We start from the raw sequence: 19519 nt of genomic DNA on the forward strand, positions 1-19519 counted from the left end.
GTTGTCCAGTGTCTGGCGTGACTGAACGCGCGGTCAGCCGACTCTGGATTCAGTCTTCGAGGTCCTTGCGGCTGGGGGTGCGGCTGGGATCGCTCGCCAGGAAGCCGAACACGAAGATCCCGAGGAAGAAGAAGACGACCGAGTAAACGGAGATCTTGAGGGCAAGCATGGAGACCGACCGGCGTCTGGGACAGCGCCATCATCCTATGGGGCAATGTTTGGTGATCACGATGCAAACCCAGCTCCAGGCCCGGCGATTGGGGTGGATTGAAACGTTTCGAAGCCGCTCGCGTCTGGATCTGATCGGTCATTGGCTGCGCAGCGATGCCCCAGAACGGGGCCCTGCTTTGGAGGATCCATGGGGGCGTGAGCACCGTCCCGACTGGGTGCAGCGGGGGTTGCTCGTCTGGCCGAGAGGTGGAGTTTGGAGGCGACTGCGACAGGAGATCCGCTGCCCGCCTGCCTGGCGGGATTGCACGGGAGCCCAGGCGCGTCTGGTCTTGAGCTGGTGGGCTGATGCCGTGCGCATCTGGGTGGACGGTCAGCTCGTCCATGAGGGCGACCTCTTCGATACCCGCTGTCGCTGGCCGATTCCCTCGGTCTGGTTGGCCGGCAGGCCGATCGTTCTGGAGCTGGAATTGCGCAGCCCTCTCCACGACGACGGTGCCCTGATCAGCAGTGCCATCGTTCTTGAGCCAGAGACGTCGTCGGCAGCCGATGGGGCGGAACGGCTGTTGCTGCCTCAGGCCCTGGATTTAGCGCTCGCGGCCTCTCCGGCAGGGCCTGAGCAAGAGGCCGAGACAGGGTTGCCGGAGTCATGTCTGGATCTGGATCCCCTGCAGGACGCCGCGGCTGAGGCGGTGGCGGATGCGTTGAGGCGGCTCGCTCCTGCGGCCGGCCAGGTGCATTGGTTTGGTCACGCTCATCTCGATCTCGCCTGGCTCTGGCCGGTGGCCGACACCTGGGAGGCCGCAGAGCGCACCTTCCGCTCTGCTCTTGCCTTGATGGAGCGATTCCCTGATCTGCATTTCGCCCACTCCACTCCTGCCCTCTATGCATGGCTCGAGCGCTTTCGTCCGGCTTTATTCGCCAGGATCCAGGCCGCCAGTTCGGCTGGCCGCTGGGAACCGATCAATGGCCCCTGGGTCGAGACCGACTGCGTGCTGATTGGCACGGCGTCGCTGCGGCGCCAATTCGCATTGGGCCAGGCCTACAGCCATCGAGCGTTCCCCGACTGGCGCCATGAGCTGGCCTGGCTTCCCGACAGTTTCGGCTTTGCCGCCGGCCTGCCGGCGATTGCGGCCATGGAGGGGGTGCGGTGGTTCTGTACGCACAAACTGGCCTGGAATGCCTCGAACCCCTTCCCCCATCGCCTGTTTCGCTGGCGAAGCAGGGGTGCGGCTGAGGTGCTGGCGTTGATGTTGCCGCCGATCGGCACCGATGGTGACCCTGGGGCCATTCAGGCGGAACAGCGTGCCTTCGAAGCGGCCACAGCGTTAGACCAGGCCCTCTGGATTCCAGGGGTGGGTGACCACGGTGGTGGTCCCACCGCTGAAATGCTCGAGCAGTTGCAGCTTTGGGAGGGGCATCCCCAGGTTTCGGCCCGGCGGCCAGGCAGTCTCCGTGACTACCTGCAGGGGTTGGAGGCTCACATGGAGAGCCTGCCGGTCTGGCGGGATGAGTTGTATCTGGAACTTCACCGGGGCTGCCCCACCAGCCGTCCGGATCAGAAGCGCCACAACCGCAGCCTGGAGCGGCTGCTCAGAGAGGCGGATCTGGTGGCTGCATTGCTGAGCGCAGGGTTCAATGCTCGAGCTGGTGCCGGCGCCCGCGCTGCTACTGACTGGCGACCGCTTCTGTTTCAGCAATTTCACGACATCCTTCCTGGTACGTCGATTCCGGAGGTGTTTGAGCAGGCTGAACCCGTCTGGCGGGCTTCGCGGCGGCAGGCCCTGCGCCAGCGCAATCAGGGATTACGCGACTTGCTCGGGCTTGCTTCTGGAGAGAACCGCTGGTGCTGGGTTGGTTTGCAGCCGCTGGCGCGCTGGTCACCTCTGCTGCGCCTGCCCCGGGGGCACTGGACCCATGCCGGTCAGGCGTTGGCTGTTCAGGATGCGCCCACCGGTGGCAGCTGGGTGCAGCTGCCCTGCCAGGAGGGGGTCGCGGCGGTTGCGCTCGAGCACGTGCCGCTCGAAAAGGCTGCTTTGCCCCAACAGGCTGCTGTCTTGAAACAACCGCCAGTGCGGGGCGCTGTGCAAGTGACCACCCTCCCAGGGGGTGGTTGGCGGATCTGCAACGGCTTGGTCTCCGCCGAGATCGATGCCTCTGGACTCCGCCAGCTCAGGGATGCGGCTGGTGCTCCGCAGCTGTCCGCCCCGCTGGAGTTCCGCCGTTTTGGTGATCACGGCGAGTTTTGGGATGCCTGGGATCTGGCGGCTGACTACCGGGAGCACCCCCTGCCTCTCGAGGGGCCGCTTGATCCGCCTGAACTCGTCGAATCGGGGCCGCTGCTGGCCCGTTGCCTGTGGCGTTGTAACGCCGGTGCGAGTCAGATCCGAGTGGATCTGCAGCTCCGTGCCGATCACCCTTGGATTGAGATCACCTGCAGCATTGACTGGTGTCAGACCCATGAGCTGCTGCGCCTGGAGCTTCCCCTGGCCAGCGAAGCCGTCCGCTGGGCTGCGGACACCAGCGGCGGGGTCCTTGAGCGGCCGGCTTTGGCTCAGACCGCCAGGGAGCAGGCCCGTTGGGAGGTGCCGGTGATCTCCTGGCTAGCGAGCCAGGCGGCAGCTCCAGCAGGGGGGCTCGCGGTGCTGCTGGATGGTCCGCAGGGGGTGGACCTGGTGCCGGATCGGCTTGGCGTTTCCCTGCTGCGCGGCCCTACCTGGCCGGATCCCTCGGCGGATCGGGGCTGGCATCGCCAACGGCTTGCGCTCATGCCGGTTCCGGAGGGCTGGGAGCGAGGCGCTGTTCCCCAGGCGGCCCTCGCCTTTCGTGAAACCGGTTGGTGGGGCAAAGCGACTACAGCAAGAGACCAACGTCTGTTGCCGGGCCTTCCGCCGGGGTTGGTGCCGATTGCCCTCACCAGCGAAGCCCCAGAGGGTTCTGTGCGTCTTCAGGTCCACAACCCCGGTGGTCGCCGCCAGCAATGGAAGCTGCCGCAAGACGCCGGCTGGACTGTTCGATCCTGTGGTTCCAGCGATGGAGATGGCGAATGGGGTGAAGCCATCTCAGTCAGGCCGGGAGCGCTGGTGGATCTTGAGCTCCGCCGTTCCGACCCCTGAGCGGGCTTCAGTCGTCGTGATCGTCGAAGGGATCGTCCAGCTGCTTTGAGGGAGGTCCAAAGGCTGTGTAGACGCCGAACCCGGTCAGCCCGAGCAATACGGCCAGCACGGCGATCGCCACGGAAAGGGCCGGGGAGGAGGTTTCCATCACATCTCTCGACAGGTTCGGCCCGATCAGGACCGTGGCCCCTACAGTATCGAGACTGAACCTCACCCGAGACCAAGCCCGCCATGGCTCAACGCACTCGTCTGGGAGATCTCCTCCGTCCCCTCAACTCTGAGTACGGCAAGGTGGTGCCCGGCTGGGGAACCACTCCTGTGATGGGCGTGTTCATGGCCCTGTTCCTGGTCTTCCTACTGGTGATCCTGCAGCTGTACAACAAGTCCCTGATCCTCGAGGGCATCAACGTCAACTGGAACGGTCTCGGCTGAGGAAAGCCCATGAATGTCTTCGGCATCGGCCTCCCTGAGATGGCCGTCATTGGTGCTGTGGCCCTGCTTGTGTTTGGGCCCAAGCGCCTGCCGGAGCTGGGGCGGACCCTGGGCAAAACCCTCAAGGGTTTTCAGTCTGCTTCCAAGGAATTCGAGCGAGAGATCAACAAGGCGATGGCTGAGCCAGAGCTGCCTGAAGCTGGCGAAGTGAACGATGTGAAGGTGATCCCTAGCACCGCCTCAGTGGATAGCGCCTCTCCCGACATCGCCTCTGCCGACATCGCCTCTTCCGACATCAAGGCCTCCAATCCTGAGCTCTGATGGATCGGGGCCAATTGCGCCTCGTCGTCGGTCTCGGTAACCCCGGAGATCGCTACGCGGGCACGCGTCACAATGTTGGCTTCATGGCCCTCGAGGCCATGGCTCGCCGCGAGGGCACTCGCTTCCGTTCCATGCCCAAGCTGCATGGGGAGCTGGCTGAGCTTGGCCTTGGGGCCGAGCGTCTGCGCCTGCTGATGCCGCAGACCTTCATGAACGACAGCGGTCGGGCGATCCGTGCTGCCCTCGATTGGTTCGATCTAGACGTGAACCAGTTGCTGGTGGTCGTCGACGACATGGATCTGCCTCTGGGAAGACTGCGGCTGCGGGCCAAGGGCAGTGCCGGTGGTCATAACGGGCTGCGCAGCACGATTCAGCATCTGGGCACCCAGGACTTCGCCCGCTTGAAGATCGGCATCGGTGCCCCTGGTCGCACCCCCGAGGAGCGGCGCGCCCGCACGGTGTCGCATGTGTTGGGCAGCTTCAGCAAAGAGGAACAGCCGCTCCTGGAGACCGTTCTTGATGCGGTGCTCAAGGGGCTCGATTTGATCCAGCGTCAGGGTCTGGAGAAGGCTGGGAACCAGCTCAATGGTCTCCAGCTCGCGGAGACGGACGCATGAGTCCGCTGCCTGTGACAACGGCCCATCTCAGGGTGTTGCGTCAGAGCTTTCAGGAGCAATGTCTGGAGGGGGAGGTGCAAGCTGGCGGATTTGCTTGGCAGTTCTGCTGGGCCTTTGATCGCGGTGAGCTGACGGTGGAGCCATCCCTCGGCAGGGCCTTGATCCAGGACGCTCTCCAGCGATTTCTGGTCAAGGCTGACTATCACCTCGAGCCTGGCGGCGATTACACCTTCACCGTTCGGGCGCGATTTTGAATCGGTGGAGGGCAGGTCCATTCCAGGGGCCGGCCGAGGTGGTCTTCGAGCATCACCAGAGCAGCGATGGCATCCAGCTCCACAGGGGGCAGGTCGAGCCCGCGAGGCAGCAAGCGTCTCCAGCCTTGCGGTGGCCATAGCTGCCAATAACGTTCTCTCGCTCGCAGGGTGGTGCCCCGCTCGTCCATGAGCTCAGGTTCCAGCTGCAGTTGCTCCTGCAGACGTTCACGCCAGAGGCTGCTGCCGGTGCCATTGCCAAGAAGGACCTGATCGATCGGACTGCTGCTGCTCCAGTGCCGGATCTGATCGAGCACTGTGTCGACTGGATACACGCCTGATGCAATCACCTGGTGGCGTTCCTTGTCGCAGAGCACCAGGCCGCATTTGCTGCGGCCAGGGTCGATGGCCAGGAGCCGTGCCATTTAGGTGGGGCCTGAGACCTGGCCTGGGCGCACCCCATTGACGGGGCGCAGCTCCACGACGATCGGGTCTGCGGTGTCGCTGCTGCGCAGGGCCACGACCTCAAGCTCAACGCGGGATGGTGCTCGGCTCAGGAGCTGTTGGCCCAGGCTATTCAGGGCTGTCGCGTCAAACTGAAGTCCCTGACTGAGGGATCCCCGGCGCTGGACCTCCGCGAGGGCGGAGGCGAGCAGGAGGTTGAGCCGATTGCGTACGGCTTGTCCTTCCGTTTCCTGGCGTTCGATGGAGGTGCGGGCCAGCACGTCGCCGGTTTTCACGATGCGGGTGTTCGGACGAGCTTCAGGGAAGGCATACACCACCTTTTCGCCCAGCAGAACATTCGCTGCCGAGCGCACATTCACCACCCAGGTGCCCGGTTGGCGGATGGTTTTTTCAAGTCGTTCGATGTCGCTGCGCGGCACCAGCAGGATCTGTCGATCGGGTTTTACCCCAGGGAGGACCTGCTGGTAGGCCTGCAGGTTCGCTTCCCGCAGCAGCTGATCAATCACCTGTTTCGCCTGTCTGGGGTTGTCGAGTCGCAGGGTGGCGGTGGCCAGGGGCTGGCCGCTGCTCAGCACCACGTTCCCCTGCCGCAGTGCGAGCACGTTTTTCTCGAGTTGGCGCAGCTCCGCTTCACCGTTGCTGATGCGCTGCCGCACGCTGGCCAGCTCCGCTTCGGTGCGTCGGATTTCCGCATCCCGAGCCTGCACGTCGCGACTGAGGCGAGCCCGTTCTGCTTCCAGACGTTCCCGCTGCTGGTTGAGGGGAACCAAGGCCTGGCGCAAGGTCTCTGCCTTTGCTTTCGCTTCCGCAAGATCCCGTCGTGTGCGTTCCCGTTGCTCCTGGGCTTGCGCCAGTTCTCGGGTGGCTTCCTTCTGGGCTCTGCGGCTGCTCTCAAGGGCCGTGCGGCTGTCATTCAGCCGCTTCTGCAAGGCATCCAGTTCAAAGAGGCCCACGCGAAGCTGGCGGCTTACCAGCAGCATCAGCCCAAGGGACAGCGCTGAGATCAGGCTCCCTGTGAGCACCGTGATCAGCACGGCGGTGCGGCGGGGGCGCATGCCCAGCAGGCTGAGTCGGGCCTTCCCGACCCTGGAGCCGAGTCGATCCCCCAGGGTGGCGAGCACGCCACCGAGCACAAGCAGGGAGAGGATCAGCAGCCAGCCGGTCACGAATTCAAGGGCGAGGGAAGGCGAGCTGAGGCCGTCCGGGCTCCATCTTCTCCCGTGACCCGCTCAGCTGAAGCGTTTCGCCAGGGCGATTGGATCGAGCACCGTGATTTTCTTGCGGTCGATCTCCACCAGACCAGAGATGCGCAGATCCCCGAGCAGGCGCGTAATCGTGACCCGGGTGGAGCCGATGGCCTCGGCGATCGACTGGTGCGAGAGGCGCAGGTCAATGGTGATTCCCGTATCGCCAGGCACTCCGAAGTCACGGCAGAGCACCAACAGAAAACTCACCAGGCGGGACGACATGTCGCGATGGGTGAGGGTTTCGATCATGGTCTCGGTTTGCAGGATCCGGCTCGAGAGACCCTGCAGCAGGAGCAGGCCAACACCGGTATCGGCTTCAATCGCCTGGCGCACCGAGGCAGCTGGAGCTGTGACCATCTCCACGCGGGTGAAGGCCACGGAGTGATAGAAGCGATCGGATCGGTGGCCGGTCAGCAGGGACAGCACGCCGAACAAGCTGTTTTCCCTCAGCAGAGCCACGGTGATTTCCTCCCCGGACTCGTAGACCCTGGAGAGGCGAACCGCCCCGCGCCTGATCAGATAAACCCGTTCAGCGGGATCGCCGGGGAAGAAAATCGTCTTGCCGCGTTCCACCAGCTCCGTGCTCGCGCCTTCGAGATCACGGATCACTTCCAGCAGCGTGCGTGCGTTGGCTGCCGGAGCGTTCGCCAGGGTGACTCCTGCTCCGGCACTGGCCGTCACGGAGGCGGTCTGCGGTGAATATCGGCTGAAGCCGCGTGTGGCTCCGACCATGGCGGCTTTGCAGTTGGCAGGACGCTACGGATGGTCCTGGCTCCACCTTGTAGCAACCCACACGAAATTCAGCGTTGAGTCAGGGCGCTGCGTTGGTGCTGCATTAACTCCGTCAGGCCTGGTTCGGCGAGGTCCAGGAGGCCGTTGAGGGCGCTGCGACTGAACGGAGCCCCCTCCGCTGTGCCCTGCAGCTCCAGCAGACGCCCTTCGCCGTCCATCACCACATTCAGGTCCACGTCGGCCCGGCTGTCTTCGCTGTAGTCCAAGTCGAGCAGGGGGGTTCCCTGCACTAAACCCACGGAGACGGCCGCCACCTGCTGGCGGACCGGTTGACGCGTGATGACCCCGTTCGTCAGGAGTTGGTTGCAGGCGTGCTGAAGCGCAATCCAAGCGCCGGTGATCGAGGCCGTGCGCGTGCCTGCATCGGCCTGGATCACATCGCAATCGATCAGCAACGTGTTTTCACCCAGAGCTTCCATGTCGAGGCAGGCCCTGAGGCTGCGGCCGATCAGGCGCTGGATCTCCTGAGTGCGACCCGAAAGTTTGAGCAGCTCCCGGTTCTGGCGTTCGGGAGTGGAACCAGGAAGCAGCCTGTATTCAGCACTAAGCCAGCCTTTCCCTTCCCCCTGACGCCAGCGCGGGACACCTTGTTCATGGCTGACGCTGCAGAGCACGGCGGTGCGGCCCGTGCGCACGATCAGGGAGCTGATGGCAAAGCCCATTGGATCCCACTCGATCGCGAAGGGGCGCAGTGCGGCGGCATGGCGACCGTCGTGACGGAGTGGGGGCTGGTGGCTGCTCATCAACCGCAGAAGCGCTGCCATTGAGCCTGACAGGGCGGGTGTCACCAGCAGGCGGGGCGCTCAAACACCATCAGTGGTGTGTCAGGGGCTTGTGAGCTGCGACTCCGGCGCTAGATTTTGCTTCTGCCGGCATGCCGGCCGTGTGAGGAATCAATGACCGCCAGCCTGAGCTCCAGCCATCGCCCTGCCGATCCGCGCACTGCGGATCACCGGGCACTGGAGCGAGCGGGTCTACGGCCCTTGCCCCCTGTGCCACCCCGGGCACCCCTCCATCTGGTGGCTGCCGAGGGTCAGCTGCAGGTGCATACCGCCCCCTACCGCGGCAGTTTTTCCAATGTGCTCAGTCAAGCGTTGCGTGCTGCCGGTCTGGGCAGTCGTGTGCTGGTGGTGCAGTTCCTGAAGGGAGGGGTCGACCAGGGTCCGGAGCGGCGTCTGACGCTCTGCGGTCGGCTCGGCTGGTTACGGCCTGCTGTCTCCACTTGCCTCGATGGGCCTGCCGCTGACCAGGGTCAGGCTGTGCAGGAGGCGGTGGAGGAGGTCTGGCAGGTCTGCCGACGTGAGCTGCTGGCTGGCGAGCTCGATCAGCTGGTGCTTGATGAGCTGGGGCTGGCCATTGCCCTGGGCTACCTCAGCGAGGAGGAGGTGCGTGCGACTCTGGAGCGCCGCCCCGGCTCGGTGGACGTGATTGTCACCGGACCCTCCATCCCCGAGTTCTTGATGGGGCTTGCCGATCAGGTCACTGAACTGCGTCGAGGCTTCTGATGCTCAAGAACGATCGCTGGATTACTGAACAAGCTCAGGCCGGCATGCTTGAGCCCTTCCAGGCGGGGCTGGTCCGTCACCTAGAGCCGGATCAAAAGCAGCGCCCGGTGCTCAGTTTCGGTTGTTCGTCCTATGGCTACGACCTGCGCCTGTCACCTCAGGAATTCCTGATCTTCAAGCACGTGCCGGGCACGGTGATGAATCCCAAGCGATTCAATCCGGCCAATCTGGAGCCCACTGAACTTCACCACGATGAGGATGGTGATTACTTCATCCTCCCTGCCCATTCCTACGGGCTTGGTGTGGCCCTCGAAAAGATGAAGGTGCCCGCGAACATCACGGTGATTTGTCTTGGCAAGAGCACCTATGCGCGCCTGGGAATCATCGTGAACACCACCCCGGCGGAAGCGAGCTGGGAGGGACATCTCACCCTGGAATTCAGCAACAGTTCCGGTGCTGATTGCCGCATCTATGCCAATGAGGGCATCTGTCAGCTTCTCTTCTTTGAAGGTGATCCCTGCGACACCACCTACAGCGACCGCCAAGGCAAATACCAGCATCAACCGGAGCGAGTGACGCTGGCGAAGGTGTGATCAGGGATCAACCTGATCAGGGCGCCAGCCTTGCTTTATGGAGGCGACTCTTTTCGTACCAGGCTGCGAATTCAGGGGCCCATTCCTGCAGGTGCGGCCACATCAGGTCGCACAGTTCGCGGATTTCCTGCTGAGCATCGAGCTTGGCGCGGAGGTCCATGAAGTGCAGGAAAGCTCGCAGGCTGAAGCTCACCACGAAGTGCTGGCGGTAATCAAAGGGCAGGATCCCGCGCGCGTGTTCTTCCGCGAAGCCTGCCTGGAGAAGATCCCGATAGCGGGCAGCAGCCTGCTGGCAAAGCTCCAGATCCTGGCGGCGCAGATCTTCGCTGTAGTGATACTTCTTGCCTTGACGATCGCTGTAATCCCCCACCGGCCGGAGGTAAAACACCTCCTCGAGGGGGAGCTCGCCGTTGGCGGCTTTACAGATGCGATCGCCGGTGTAGCGCATCGACTGCACGTCGAAGCTCACACCCACCCGGTGGGTGCGGGCCTGTTGCATCACCGAGTGGGGGAACCAGCCCACGTTGAGCACGATCTGGGCATGTTCGAGCGGTCCGTAATGGCCTCGCTCGCCCGCCAAGAGCCGTTTGACGCAGATTTCTCCGGCCCGCGTTTCATCCGGCCATTGATCCCGATCAGCGGCTACGAAACCTTCGCTGTAGTCCTGGTGCATGCCGGCATACACACACTGCTGAGGGTTGGGTGTCGCGGCAATCAGGTCGACCCGGAAGCGGGGATCCATGGCGGGCGTCAGGTCGGAGTGAACGGTTGTGGGCTGATCATGGCCGGTTCGCGCCTGGATGGCCGCCCTTCATGAAGGCTCAGGTCTCAGGAATGGCTGCGCGGACCGGGGCTGCTGACCAGGGAGCTGGCTGTCGTTTCGCTGGCGGTGAGTGCCGAGAGGCTGCCGATGCCGGCCAGCTGTGGGAGCTTCGTGTTGTCGATCAGAGCGTTGCTGATGGCCTCCAACTGGGCAGCGCTACGCACCCCCAGGGAGCGGCCCCGCAGGCTCCCGTCAGCGGCGAACAGATTCAGTTGAGGGATGCCATTGACCTCGTAGCGATCAATGAGGTCTTGCCAGCGAGGGTTCTCGATGTTGACCAGCACCACGTTCATGCGGCCATTGGTGCGGCGTTCGGTCTCCAGCATCGCTGGAGCCATTTCCCGACAGGCTTCACACCAATCGGCGTAGAACTCGAGCATCGTCGGCTTCTGATTGCTGAGTGCTTGCTCGGGGGGCAGAGAGCGTCGCGCCAGCTGATCCATCGGCGACTCCACGCTCAGGCCATTGCGAAGCAGAAACAGGATCAGCGCCAGTGCGATGGCACCGATCACAAGCAGGACCTTCTGGCCGGCGGAGAGGCTGGCGGATGGTGCGCTGCCGGTCATGCCTCGAGCGATGGACGCTTCGCCACTCTGGCAGGACTCCCGCGTCAACGTTGCTAGTTTGAACGCGGCTTTCTGGCTGTTGCGGCGCTCTGCCGGATGACCCGAGTCCTGATGTTCTCCTGATGGCTCTGCTGCGTTTCCTGGCCCTGCCGTTCCGCGCGCCGCTGTTGCTGGTGTTGTTCGTGGTGGCGATCCTGCTTGGTCACCACTGGACCATCTTTCAGCAGGACTTGATGAATGATCGGGGGATTGACCCTCAGCTGTTCTGGACCGTGGAGGTGGTTCAGGCTCTGGTGGTGGTGGTGGTCTGCACGATGCCCGATCTGCTGCTTCGGCAGGTGTCGATGTTGATGGCCTCCAGCCGGGTGATCAGTCTTGTGGTCACCCTCCTGCTGGTGATCACCGGTGGCTTGTATGTGCTGCAGCTGAGCCTGCTCTCCGATGTGCTGATCCTGTCCTCGGCGGTCTTGTTGGCCCGCCTGGATCTCACGCGCATCAAGGTGGTGCCACCGCCGGTTGTGATGGCCGCCTGGATGTCCGTGATCGTGCTCTGCGGGGTGTGGCTCGGCCACGTGCTGCCCAATCCATTTGCGATTAGTCCCCTGGGGGCCGAAGCGCTTCGCTTCTTGTACACCCCTGGTCTGCCGGCTTGAGATAGGCCCAGAGATTCCCCAGCACTTTCTTGGTGTAGAGCCGAGTTTCTGGATAGGGGATCCGCTCAACCCAGAGCTCCGGGTCGCGTGTCAGTTCTTCGTTGCGCCAGCGGCCTGCGGCGCCTGGGCCTGCATTGTAACTGGCGATTGCCAGCCAGGCATTGCCTTGCCACTGCCGGAGCAGCTGGGCCAGGTAGCGCGCTCCAAGGCGGGCATTGGCGCTTGGCTCCTGCAGTGCCGCCTCGCTGAGGGGGGCACCGGCCAGCTCCGCCGCGGTTTCCGGCATCAGTTGCATCAGCCCGATCGCTCCCACGGGTGAGGCCACCCCTGGTGAGAAGCGTGATTCCTGCTTGGCGATCGCCTGAAGTAACTCTCTGCGAACGCTTGCCTCCTGGCCGGCAGTCGACAGATGGTCGAGGAAGGTCTGGGGCTGCTGACTGCGATGCACCAGGGTGCGGGTGGAGCAGTCGTCAGACACCAGGCGGAGGCTGGCACGCCAGAGACGCTCGAGGCCGTTCCAGCTGTCGCCGTTGGCCAGCCGCAAGCGGCCCTCCACCACCCCTTCTTTGGCAGTGGGCGGCTGGGGATGGCGGCTCTGCCAGGTTTCAAGGGCAGTCTTGACAAGCCCCAGGCGCCAGAGCTCATCCACCTCCTGGTCGCCACTCTGCAGTGGTTGCCAGGGGTCCAGCTCCGGGGCCGAACTGGTGGCTGTATCCAGGGCTGGCAGGGGGGTGCCTTTGAGCCGATGCTCCGCCCGCCAGGTGTAGAAGCCGGGGGGATGCTCCGCCAGCAGTCGCTTCCAGATGTCTGCTGCGGCCTGAGGGCGTCCCTGTTTGCCGATCGCTAGCCCCAGCCAGAACTGCTGACGTGCCGCCAGAGGTTCCGGGAGCTGATCGGAGGGAATGCGACCGAGCCAATCTTCCGCCTGTCGCCATTGCCCTTTCAGCAGAGCCTCCCGGGCAAGATCCCATTGCAACTGCCAGATGGCGGGATGTTGGGGCCAGCGACTCAGCACCGCGGCCCCATCATGGCGACGACCCAGACGGACCTCGGCAGCGGCCACATCGGCGGAGCGATTGCGAACTGCTTTAGGGATCGCCTCCAACAGCGCGGTATCCGGTTTCAGGGGGGCGCTCAAGAGTTCCGCCGCTGCCAGGGGGATGTCGATCTCTTGCGACCCCTGCGCTGGCGTGGACTGGATCTGGCTGAGCTGCACGAGCATGGCTTCGGCAGTTCGTTGCTGTTGGGCATCTCCCTGCAGCAGCGCCCGTGCCAGAGCCAGCGCTGTGATCGGTTGAGGGGGGTGTCCGTTCAGGCAGCGCAATGCCGCAGGGCCATCGCCCAGCTCTGCGAGGCCCCGGACCAGCCACTGGCGCTCATTGGCAGTCGCTGCTGACAAGGGTGCGTTGCAGGCCCGACGCAGGAGTGCTGCAGCGCCGGGATGCCTCGGGGCCCAGCGGGCCAGGTGCAGCGCCTCGCCATCGCGGACGGCGCTGTCGAGAGCAGCGGGGTGGGTCGGTTGGCGTCGGCGCAGCTCCCGCTGGAGGGCTGGATTGGTTGCGCTGAGGTGATAGCGCGCATCGGCGCTGGCGGCGCTGTCTGGAAAGCGCTGCAACAAGTCGCGCCAGAGCCCTTGTGCTGCTTCAGAGGCCTGGCGCTGTTCGGCGGTTTGGGCCTGGCGTTGCAGGGTGACTGCCGCCAGGGGGGAGTGCCCCCAGCCCTGCCCGGCCAGCAGTCGTTGCCTGGTGCTGGCGTCGTTCACCGTTGTGCTGAGCAGCAGTGCCGCCTGGCGGCGCTGACCTGGATCGCTTGACCAGCGGTATTGGTTCCAGAGGGTGGTTCCATCGAGTTCGGGCGTGAGCCTGAGCTGCAGCTGCTGCAGGAGTGGCTGGCCCGCCAGGATCACCGCAAGGCTGGCGATCGCCGTGCCACCGATCAGCAGCAGCCCGCGGGGGGACGACTCGGACACGCCACAAGCGATGACTGCTGGCATTCTGGGCGCAGTCAGGGACCGATGGCGATGGCAGAGGATCCGCGCTGGACGCGCCCAGGACAGGGTCAGCGCCGCCGCTGCGGACTCGCCTGGTTGCTGTTGCTGCTCGTCTGGGGGTTCCGCTGGCTCTGGCCCCTCCAGTGGCTTCCCGGTTGGGTCGTGGTGGCCGTGGCGGTTTGGGCCATGCTCGAGCTGGTGGGGCTGCTGGTTGCGCCGCGGCGCTGGCGCTGAGTGCATGGGCTGGGCCCCGTAATCTTGGTTGCCTTCCCTGGATCCCATGGACGAGATCGCGGTTCCGCCCTTGGGCACGCCACACCCTCCCGCCCAGGTCAGCTTCGGGACCGATGGCCTGAGGGGACGGGTTGGCTCCGCGATTACCCCTGCCCTCGCCCTGCAGGTGGGCTTCTGGTGTGGACGGGTGCTGCCGCAGTCTGGTCCGGTGCTGATCGGGATGGATTCCCGCAGCAGCGGAGCCATGGTGGTGGCCGCGCTCACCGCCGGGCTGACGGCTGCCGGTCGTGAGGTTTGGACTCTCGGACTCTGTGCCACCCCCGCCGTTCCCGGACTGATTCGCCGTTGCGGTGCCGCAGGCGGCCTGATGGTCTCGGCGAGCCATAACCCCCCGCACGACAACGGCATCAAGGTGTTTGGCGCCGATGGCAGCAAGCTGCGAGCGGAGTTGCAGCAGTCGATCGAAGCCGGACTGCGTGGTGAGCGGGATGCCGGGCCTGCCGATGGGCTGCTCAGCTGCGCAGCGGCGCACCATCGGCCGGAGTTGCTGGTTCAGTACAGGGACTCCTTGCTGGACAGTGTGGGCGGCCAGCGCTTGGACGGGGTGCCGATTGTGCTGGATCTCTGCTGGGGATCGGCGACCGCCTGCGCTGCGGATGTGTTTGCAGCCCTCGGCGCTGAGCTGACCGTGCTGCATGGTGAGCCGGATGGAGCACGGATCAATGTGAATTGCGGCTCCACGCACCTGGAGCCCCTGCTCCAGGCCGTGCTGCAGCAGAGGGCTGCCATGGGTTTTGCCTTTGATGGTGATGCTGACCGCATGCTTGCGGTGGATGGCAGAGGCCGAGTGGTCGATGGCGACCATGTGCTTTTTCTCTGGGGGGCCGCCCTGCAGGACGCCCAGGCCTTGCCGGAGCAGCGTTTGGTCGCCACCGTGATGTCCAATCTCGGGTTTGAACGGGCCTGGCAGGCGCGGGGTGGCGTGCTTGAACGCACGCCGGTGGGTGACCAGCACGTCCATGCCGCCATGGTCAGCACGGGCGCGGCCCTCGGCGGAGAGCAGTCGGGCCACATCCTTTCCGCCGCCCATGGCCTGGCCGGTGATGGGGTGCTGACCGCTTTACAGCTCGCCAGTCTTTGTCAGGCCCGGCAGCTGACCCTGGCTGATTGGTTCGATCAGAGCTTCCAGGCCTATCCGCAGAAGCTGGTGAACGTGCGCGTTCCTGACCGAACGCGCCGCAAGGGTTGGGCTGACTGTGCACCGCTTCAGGCTCTGGTGCTTGAGGCTGAGGCGGCCATGGCCGATCAGGGCCGGGTGCTTGTGCGGGCCAGCGGAACGGAGCCCCTGCTGCGGGTGATGGTTGAGGCAGCGGAGCAGGCTGTGGTGGAGCACTGGACGAGTCGCCTGGCTGAGGCGGCTGATCACCATCTCAACGCGGCCTGAGCAGCCCCTTCGCGAGGGCCAGTGCTCCGGCGCAGGCGTCGCCACCGCCCTGCTGCCAGTGCCAGCCCGGTAAGCGTTCGCCGAGAGCGTCCTCCACAAGGTCTCGCATCAGCGGCAGGTGACTGAGCACGCCGCCTCGGGGACTGATCGCAGGAGCGCTCAGCGCCAGGGTTGTGGCCACGGCCTTAACCGCTTCCGCCAGGGCCTGAGCCGAGTGCTGCACGATCCTGCGGGCGTCGTGATCCCCATGGCCGGCGGCCTCCACCACGAGCGGTGCCAGTTGGGCCAAGGCGGCCACGCTTCGCTCCGGTCGCACCACCAGGGCCTTGATCTCTGCAGCACTGTTGCAACCCAGGGCATCCCAGAGCCGATGACGCAAGGGGGCACCGGCCATGCGGCCATCGGCCATGCGCAGGGTCAGCTGCAGTCCTTGATGGCCAAGATCGAAGGCGCTGCCGCCTCCATCCAGCATCCAGCCCCAGCCACCACTGCGGGCCTCAACGCCTTGGTCATCCCTGCCGACGGCGATCATGCCGGTGCCACTGATCAGCACGATGCCTGGGCGATTCGGGAAGGCGCCGTGCAGGGCGGTGCGCTCATCACCGGTGGCCAGACAATGCTCCGCCGGCAGTCCAAGGGCTGCAGCCATCAGTGCTTGGGCTCGCCCCTGCAGGGCGGTTCCCTGCTCCAGGCCGCTGGCGCCGATCACCGCAGCGAGCGGCGCTGCCGTTGACGGCAGACCCGCCGCTGCCCTGGCGGCGGTCAGGCTGCTGTTGATGGCAGCGATGAAGCGGGCTTCACCGTGTTCAGCCTCAAGGTGGCTGACACCAGACCCCTCGCCATCTCCAAGCGTTGGCTCGTCGAGGCCGTCGCTGGGGTTGGTTGGGTCCCAGCGCAACAGCCGGCAGCGGCAGGTGGTTTGGCCTGCATCGAAGCCGGCCACAAAGAGGGGACTCATCCGTCGCTGGGCTCTGCCGTCAGGGGCTGCGCCAGGGTCGCCAGACAGAACCAACCGATGATCTGCACCTCCGGTCGGAAGAAGATCGTGTCGGTGGCGCCCTGTACCAAAAGGCCGGCGATGGCCGCCAGGGCCGCCAGGCGGGGCAGGCTGAGGTTGCCGCGCTCCCGCAGTCCGATCAGGCCCTGCTGCAGGCTGCTCCAGGCCAGGCCAAGGCAGGTGATCAGGCCGGGAACACCGGTCTCAACCAGGATCTCGAGGGGCACCGAGTAGGCGCTCAGGGCATTGAATTTGGGTTGTTGGTAGAGGGGGTAGATGCTGTTGAAAGCGGCATTGCCAGGGCCAATGCCGATCCAGGGGCGGTCTTGGATCATGTCGATTGCGGCGAGCCAGACGTTGATCCGGAAGTTGTTGGAGCTGTCGCCACGGCCGGCCAGCAGGCTCACCACCCGGGTGCGGATCGGCTCGATCTGGGTGGCGGCGATGGCGATGGCCAGTCCGGCCAGCACGAGCAGGGCCAGGGGCAGCAGCCTGCGCCAGAGGGCAGGCCAGTCGCGGATCGCCCGCAGCAGCAGCAGCAGCACGAACAGCCCTAGTGCAGCGAGCATGCCCAGCCAGCCACCGCGGCTGTAGCTGAACAGGGTGGCTGCGCTGCCCAGCAGGAGGCAGCAAGCGGCGAAGAGCCGCTGCCCCCAGCCGCGCCAGCGGATCAGGGCCACAGCGGCGATCGGCAGGATTGGCACCAGATAGCCAGCCAGCAGGTTGGGATTGCCCAAGGGGCCGTAGATGCGGATCGTTCCTTCGGCCACGGAATTGGGATCGGCCCAGCGGGCGAGTTCTTCGGTTGGGCCATAGAGCTGACGCAGGGCGATCACGCTGCTCACCAGTTCTCCGGCCAGCAGGGCCGCCACGAGTCGGTCCCACCAGGCCGGCTGGCTTGCCAGCAGCTGTCGCATCAGGGCGTACACGCCCAGATAGCTGAGCAGTTTGGCCAAGCCTTTGGCGGCAGCCATCGGCACCGGTGAGAGACCCGTGGCCAGGACTGCGATGCCCAGGAAGAGCAGCAACCAGCCGCTGATGGAGCCAATCCGTCCGGAGGGGGTGCATGCGGCCCAGAGCAGCCACAGCGCTCCGGCGCTCAGGACTACCAGGCCGAGGCCGGTTCTGCTGATCAGGGGTAGGCCCGCGAGTAGGGCGATCAGGATCAGACCCGCCCAGGTGCTCAGCCGTTGCCTGAGGGCATGGCTGCTGGGAAGCAGGCCCTGCCAGCGCAGGAGCAGAGGAGTCGGGGCCGCAGCCTCAGCCATCGGGGGTGCCTGGGGTGTCGTCTGCCGGATTATCGACCCGTTCCCAGGCGGTTTCGAGTGCCTCCCGCCCGGGCAGTGGGCGATCGTTGCGACGGAACAGTGCCCGGTAAACCGGCAGGTCCTGGGCAAGCACGTAGCGCTCCCGTTCGGTGGCGACGGGTAGGGGATTATCTCCGCGCCAGGGCCTTGCATCCTCTGGAGGCCTGGAGAAGACCCCGGACAGCTCCGTGAGCTGCACCATCGGTTCAATCACTTCGAGAACATCGCTCTGCAGGAACAACTCCCGGCCGGGGGCGAGGGCCGCGGCGATGGCAAGCAGCAGCGACGGTTGCAGCACCCGTCGCTTGCGATGGCGCTTTTTGAACCATGGGTCGGGGAACTGGATCGAGACCCGCTGCAGGCGGTCGCTCGCTAGTGCGCCAAGCCAGCCCTCCAGGCTGACGTTGGCGTTGCAGAAGAGGAAATGAAGGTTGCCCAGCTCCAGCTGTTGGCATTCGCGCTGGGCGGCGTCCACGAGGGGCCGTCGAATCTCCACGCCCAGATGATTCCAGTGCGGTTGCACGGCGGCGAGATCGAGCAGGAAGCGACCGCGGGCACAACCGATGTCGAGGTGAATCGGCTGCAGGGGATCGTTGAAGAGCTCGGTGGGACCAGGCAGCTCACGGGGCAGCTGGAAGAACCGGCTGAGGGGATTGACGTGCTGACGCATCAGACGTTGAGAGGGGCATGTCGCAGAAGCCCCCAGCAGGCGGTGTAGCCGTGGAGGTGGGTGCTGCCGCCGAGGGGACCGATCTCGCCGTTGCAGAAGGCGCCGGCGATGGGCAGATCGGCCATCACGCTGCGGGCGATCGAGACATCCCCGTCGGCGCAGCCAAAGAGCCCGCTGCCGCGGCCCAGGCAGGCGAACAGTAGGCCCATGAGCGGGGCACTCTCGCAGCGTTCGCGGGCCGCGCAGAGCAGCTGACTGGCCTCCTGGCGGGAGGCATTGGCTTCCCGCAGCTGAAACTGCACGTTTTGTCCGGGGCGCACCCGCTCCGCCACCGCGACAGCGCCGTTGCGGGGATCCACGCCGATCAGATTGCGCACCAGGAAGGCGCTGCCTGGCCCAGCGTCGTTCTGATGACCGACCACCCAGTCACGACGTTCGACACCAAGGAAGAGGGAATCCTTGGCCTGTTCCCGCTCCTCGTCGGAGAGATCGGCCAGCACCCGCTGCAGGCAGTCCACAGGGCTAGCACTGGTGTTGTTGGCACTGAGCTGCAGGAGCACATTGCGGTGCGACTGCTCGATGGCAAACACCGGCCCAATCGGCCGGCAGCCCTGGGCGACCACCGGTTCGAGGGTCCAATCACCACCGATGCCGAGCCCGATCGCTCCATTGCAAACCTGGTCACCGATCAGCAGGGAGCCATGGGGAGCGTTGTGGGGCGCAGCGATGCCGCCGATGCAATCCGCCCCGGCATAGGCATAGTCGCGACCGCTGATGAGATCGTTGATGCCACTGCTGCCTGGATCGACCAGCAGCAGCATCGAGCGCGTGGTCGCGGGGTCGAGATCAAACCATTCCTGCCACCGCTCGGCGGGGCCATCGAGATCCGGCAGTGTCTCGGTGGTGACGGCAAAAGGCTTGAGGATGGCCCCCGGCAGGTTGAGCAGGGTCACGCTGAGGGCTGCACTGCGCTCAAGCTCTGAGGCCTGGCCACTTCGGTCTGTGCCGACGACTCCACCCCCGGTGCAGCCCAGCCAGTGCTCCGCCTTCAAACGCTCCCTCAGCAGTGGCAGCAGGCGGGGGAGGTCACTGGCGAAATGACTGGACACAAAGACAAGCGCCAGATCAGCTGAAGCACTGCCCAGCTCTTCTGCCACCTGTTTCACGGCCGCGTCCAGGGAGGTCTGGCTCGAGAGGGCCGTGCGGCATCGGGCCTGCGCAGCGGGCGAGCGGAACCAGTTGAGCGGCGAAAACGGCGTCATAAATCGGACCCTACCAACGGCGGCGGTCCTTGCGCCGGCGTCGATAATGGCGCCTTCCCGAACCTT

At 65.2% G+C, this 19519-nt stretch carries 23 protein-coding genes; 10 read left to right on the forward strand and 13 right to left on the reverse strand.

Annotated elements, in window-relative coordinates; translation table 11 throughout:
* Positions 1-49: 49 nt before the first annotated feature.
* The gene (locus H0O21_RS05500; RefSeq protein WP_006042333.1) at positions 50-169 is read right to left on the reverse strand and encodes a photosystem II reaction center protein I; all 120 of its coding nucleotides are present in this window, start codon (positions 167-169) and stop codon (positions 50-52) included.
* Positions 170-230: 61 nt separating this feature from the next.
* On the opposite strand from H0O21_RS05500, the gene H0O21_RS05505 reads away from it, so the two are divergent.
* Positions 231-3284 carry an alpha-mannosidase gene (locus tag H0O21_RS05505; RefSeq protein WP_185190681.1) on the forward strand — a complete coding sequence of 1018 codons (3054 nt, stop codon included), beginning with the start codon at positions 231-233 and terminating at the stop codon, positions 3282-3284.
* Between the two features lie 7 nt (positions 3285-3291).
* Here H0O21_RS05505 and psbN read toward each other — a convergent pair whose 3' ends face one another.
* Positions 3292-3432 (reverse strand): photosystem II reaction center protein PsbN, encoded by a 141-nt coding sequence (gene psbN / locus H0O21_RS05510; protein WP_131455869.1) that lies wholly within the window; start codon positions 3430-3432, stop codon positions 3292-3294.
* 83 nt (positions 3433-3515) lie between these two features.
* On the opposite strand from psbN, the gene psbH reads away from it, so the two are divergent.
* From psbH to H0O21_RS05530, 4 genes are read left to right on the forward strand one after another with little or no spacing between them, the layout of a single operon-like run.
* Positions 3516-3716 carry a photosystem II reaction center phosphoprotein PsbH gene (psbH, locus tag H0O21_RS05515; RefSeq protein ID WP_131455871.1) on the forward strand — a complete coding sequence of 67 codons (201 nt, stop codon included), beginning with the start codon at positions 3516-3518 and terminating at the stop codon, positions 3714-3716.
* 9 nt (positions 3717-3725) lie between these two features.
* A complete protein-coding gene (locus tag H0O21_RS05520; protein ID WP_185190682.1) occupies positions 3726-4037 on the forward strand; it encodes a TatA/E family twin arginine-targeting protein translocase in 312 nt (103 codons plus the stop codon).
* Positions 4037-4654, forward strand: coding sequence for an aminoacyl-tRNA hydrolase (gene pth / locus H0O21_RS05525; RefSeq protein WP_185190683.1), 618 nt, complete (start codon positions 4037-4039; stop codon positions 4652-4654). The genes H0O21_RS05520 and pth overlap by 1 nt, the downstream gene beginning before the upstream one ends.
* Positions 4651-4908: a DUF3146 family protein gene (locus H0O21_RS05530; protein ID WP_131592848.1), complete on the forward strand. Its 258-nt coding sequence runs from the start codon at positions 4651-4653 to the stop codon at positions 4906-4908. The genes pth and H0O21_RS05530 overlap by 4 nt, the downstream gene beginning before the upstream one ends.
* Here the strand turns inward: H0O21_RS05530 and H0O21_RS05535 are convergent.
* The 4 genes from H0O21_RS05535 to rph form a co-directional block, all read right to left on the reverse strand.
* Positions 4878-5330 (reverse strand): resolvase, encoded by a 453-nt coding sequence (locus H0O21_RS05535; protein ID WP_185190684.1) that lies wholly within the window; start codon positions 5328-5330, stop codon positions 4878-4880. The two genes, H0O21_RS05530 and H0O21_RS05535, sit on opposite strands and share 31 nt — an antisense overlap.
* A complete protein-coding gene (locus H0O21_RS05540) occupies positions 5331-6536 on the reverse strand; it encodes a DUF3084 domain-containing protein (protein ID WP_185190685.1) in 1206 nt (401 codons plus the stop codon). It lies immediately after the preceding gene.
* A 63-nt stretch (positions 6537-6599) separates the two neighbouring features.
* Complete coding sequence (gene ntcA / locus H0O21_RS05545) at positions 6600-7349, reverse strand: global nitrogen regulator NtcA (protein WP_185190686.1); 750 nt, start codon at positions 7347-7349, stop codon at positions 6600-6602.
* A gap of 68 nt (positions 7350-7417) precedes the next feature.
* Positions 7418-8152 (reverse strand): ribonuclease PH, encoded by a 735-nt coding sequence (gene rph, locus H0O21_RS05550; protein ID WP_185190897.1) that lies wholly within the window; start codon positions 8150-8152, stop codon positions 7418-7420.
* 153 nt (positions 8153-8305) lie between these two features.
* On the opposite strand from rph, the gene H0O21_RS05555 reads away from it, so the two are divergent.
* On the forward strand, positions 8306-8914 hold the full coding sequence (locus H0O21_RS05555) for a cob(I)yrinic acid a,c-diamide adenosyltransferase (protein ID WP_185190687.1): 609 nt from the start codon (positions 8306-8308) through the stop codon (positions 8912-8914).
* On the forward strand, positions 8914-9507 hold the full coding sequence (gene dcd, locus H0O21_RS05560) for a dCTP deaminase (protein ID WP_130128322.1): 594 nt from the start codon (positions 8914-8916) through the stop codon (positions 9505-9507). The genes H0O21_RS05555 and dcd overlap by 1 nt, the downstream gene beginning before the upstream one ends.
* 16 nt (positions 9508-9523) lie before the next feature.
* Here the strand turns inward: dcd and thyX are convergent, their stop codons facing one another.
* Entirely contained in the window at positions 9524-10249 is a 726-nt protein-coding gene (gene thyX, locus H0O21_RS05565) for an FAD-dependent thymidylate synthase (RefSeq protein WP_185190688.1), read from the reverse strand.
* A gap of 86 nt (positions 10250-10335) precedes the next feature.
* Positions 10336-10896 carry a thioredoxin domain-containing protein gene (locus tag H0O21_RS05570; RefSeq protein WP_185190689.1) on the reverse strand — a complete coding sequence of 187 codons (561 nt, stop codon included), beginning with the start codon at positions 10894-10896 and terminating at the stop codon, positions 10336-10338.
* Positions 10897-11018: 122 nt separating this feature from the next.
* On the opposite strand from H0O21_RS05570, the gene H0O21_RS05575 reads away from it, so the two are divergent.
* Positions 11019-11549, forward strand: coding sequence for a hypothetical protein (locus H0O21_RS05575; RefSeq protein WP_131455892.1), 531 nt, complete (start codon positions 11019-11021; stop codon positions 11547-11549).
* Here the strand turns inward: H0O21_RS05575 and H0O21_RS05580 are convergent.
* Entirely contained in the window at positions 11491-13518 is a 2028-nt protein-coding gene (locus H0O21_RS05580; RefSeq protein ID WP_370523091.1) for a transglycosylase SLT domain-containing protein, read from the reverse strand. The two genes, H0O21_RS05575 and H0O21_RS05580, sit on opposite strands and share 59 nt — an antisense overlap.
* A gap of 51 nt (positions 13519-13569) precedes the next feature.
* Here H0O21_RS05580 and H0O21_RS05585 point away from each other — a divergent pair, with 51 nt between their 5' ends.
* Positions 13570-13773, forward strand: coding sequence for a hypothetical protein (locus H0O21_RS05585; RefSeq protein WP_131456009.1), 204 nt, complete (start codon positions 13570-13572; stop codon positions 13771-13773).
* A 46-nt stretch (positions 13774-13819) separates the two neighbouring features.
* On the forward strand, positions 13820-15217 hold the full coding sequence (glmM, locus tag H0O21_RS05590; RefSeq protein WP_185190692.1) for a phosphoglucosamine mutase: 1398 nt from the start codon (positions 13820-13822) through the stop codon (positions 15215-15217).
* Here the strand turns inward: glmM and H0O21_RS05595 are convergent.
* From H0O21_RS05595 to H0O21_RS05610, 4 genes are read right to left on the reverse strand one after another with little or no spacing between them, the layout of a single operon-like run.
* Positions 15204-16175 carry a BadF/BadG/BcrA/BcrD ATPase family protein gene (locus H0O21_RS05595; RefSeq protein ID WP_185190693.1) on the reverse strand — a complete coding sequence of 324 codons (972 nt, stop codon included), beginning with the start codon at positions 16173-16175 and terminating at the stop codon, positions 15204-15206. The two genes, glmM and H0O21_RS05595, sit on opposite strands and share 14 nt — an antisense overlap.
* The gene (locus tag H0O21_RS05600) at positions 16172-17482 is read right to left on the reverse strand and encodes an IctB family putative bicarbonate transporter (protein ID WP_185190694.1); all 1311 of its coding nucleotides are present in this window, start codon (positions 17480-17482) and stop codon (positions 16172-16174) included. The genes H0O21_RS05595 and H0O21_RS05600 overlap by 4 nt, the downstream gene beginning before the upstream one ends.
* Complete coding sequence (gene trmB, locus H0O21_RS05605) at positions 17475-18191, reverse strand: tRNA (guanosine(46)-N7)-methyltransferase TrmB (protein ID WP_185190695.1); 717 nt, start codon at positions 18189-18191, stop codon at positions 17475-17477. The genes H0O21_RS05600 and trmB overlap by 8 nt, the downstream gene beginning before the upstream one ends.
* Positions 18191-19453 carry an FIST N-terminal domain-containing protein gene (locus H0O21_RS05610; RefSeq protein ID WP_185190696.1) on the reverse strand — a complete coding sequence of 421 codons (1263 nt, stop codon included), beginning with the start codon at positions 19451-19453 and terminating at the stop codon, positions 18191-18193. Before H0O21_RS05610 ends, trmB begins: the two co-directional genes overlap by 1 nt.
* Positions 19454-19519 lie beyond the last annotated feature (66 nt).

This window comes from Synechococcus sp. HK01-R (genome assembly GCF_014217855.1).
In the GTDB taxonomy this organism is placed as follows: Bacteria; Cyanobacteriota; Cyanobacteriia; order PCC-6307; family Cyanobiaceae; genus Synechococcus_C.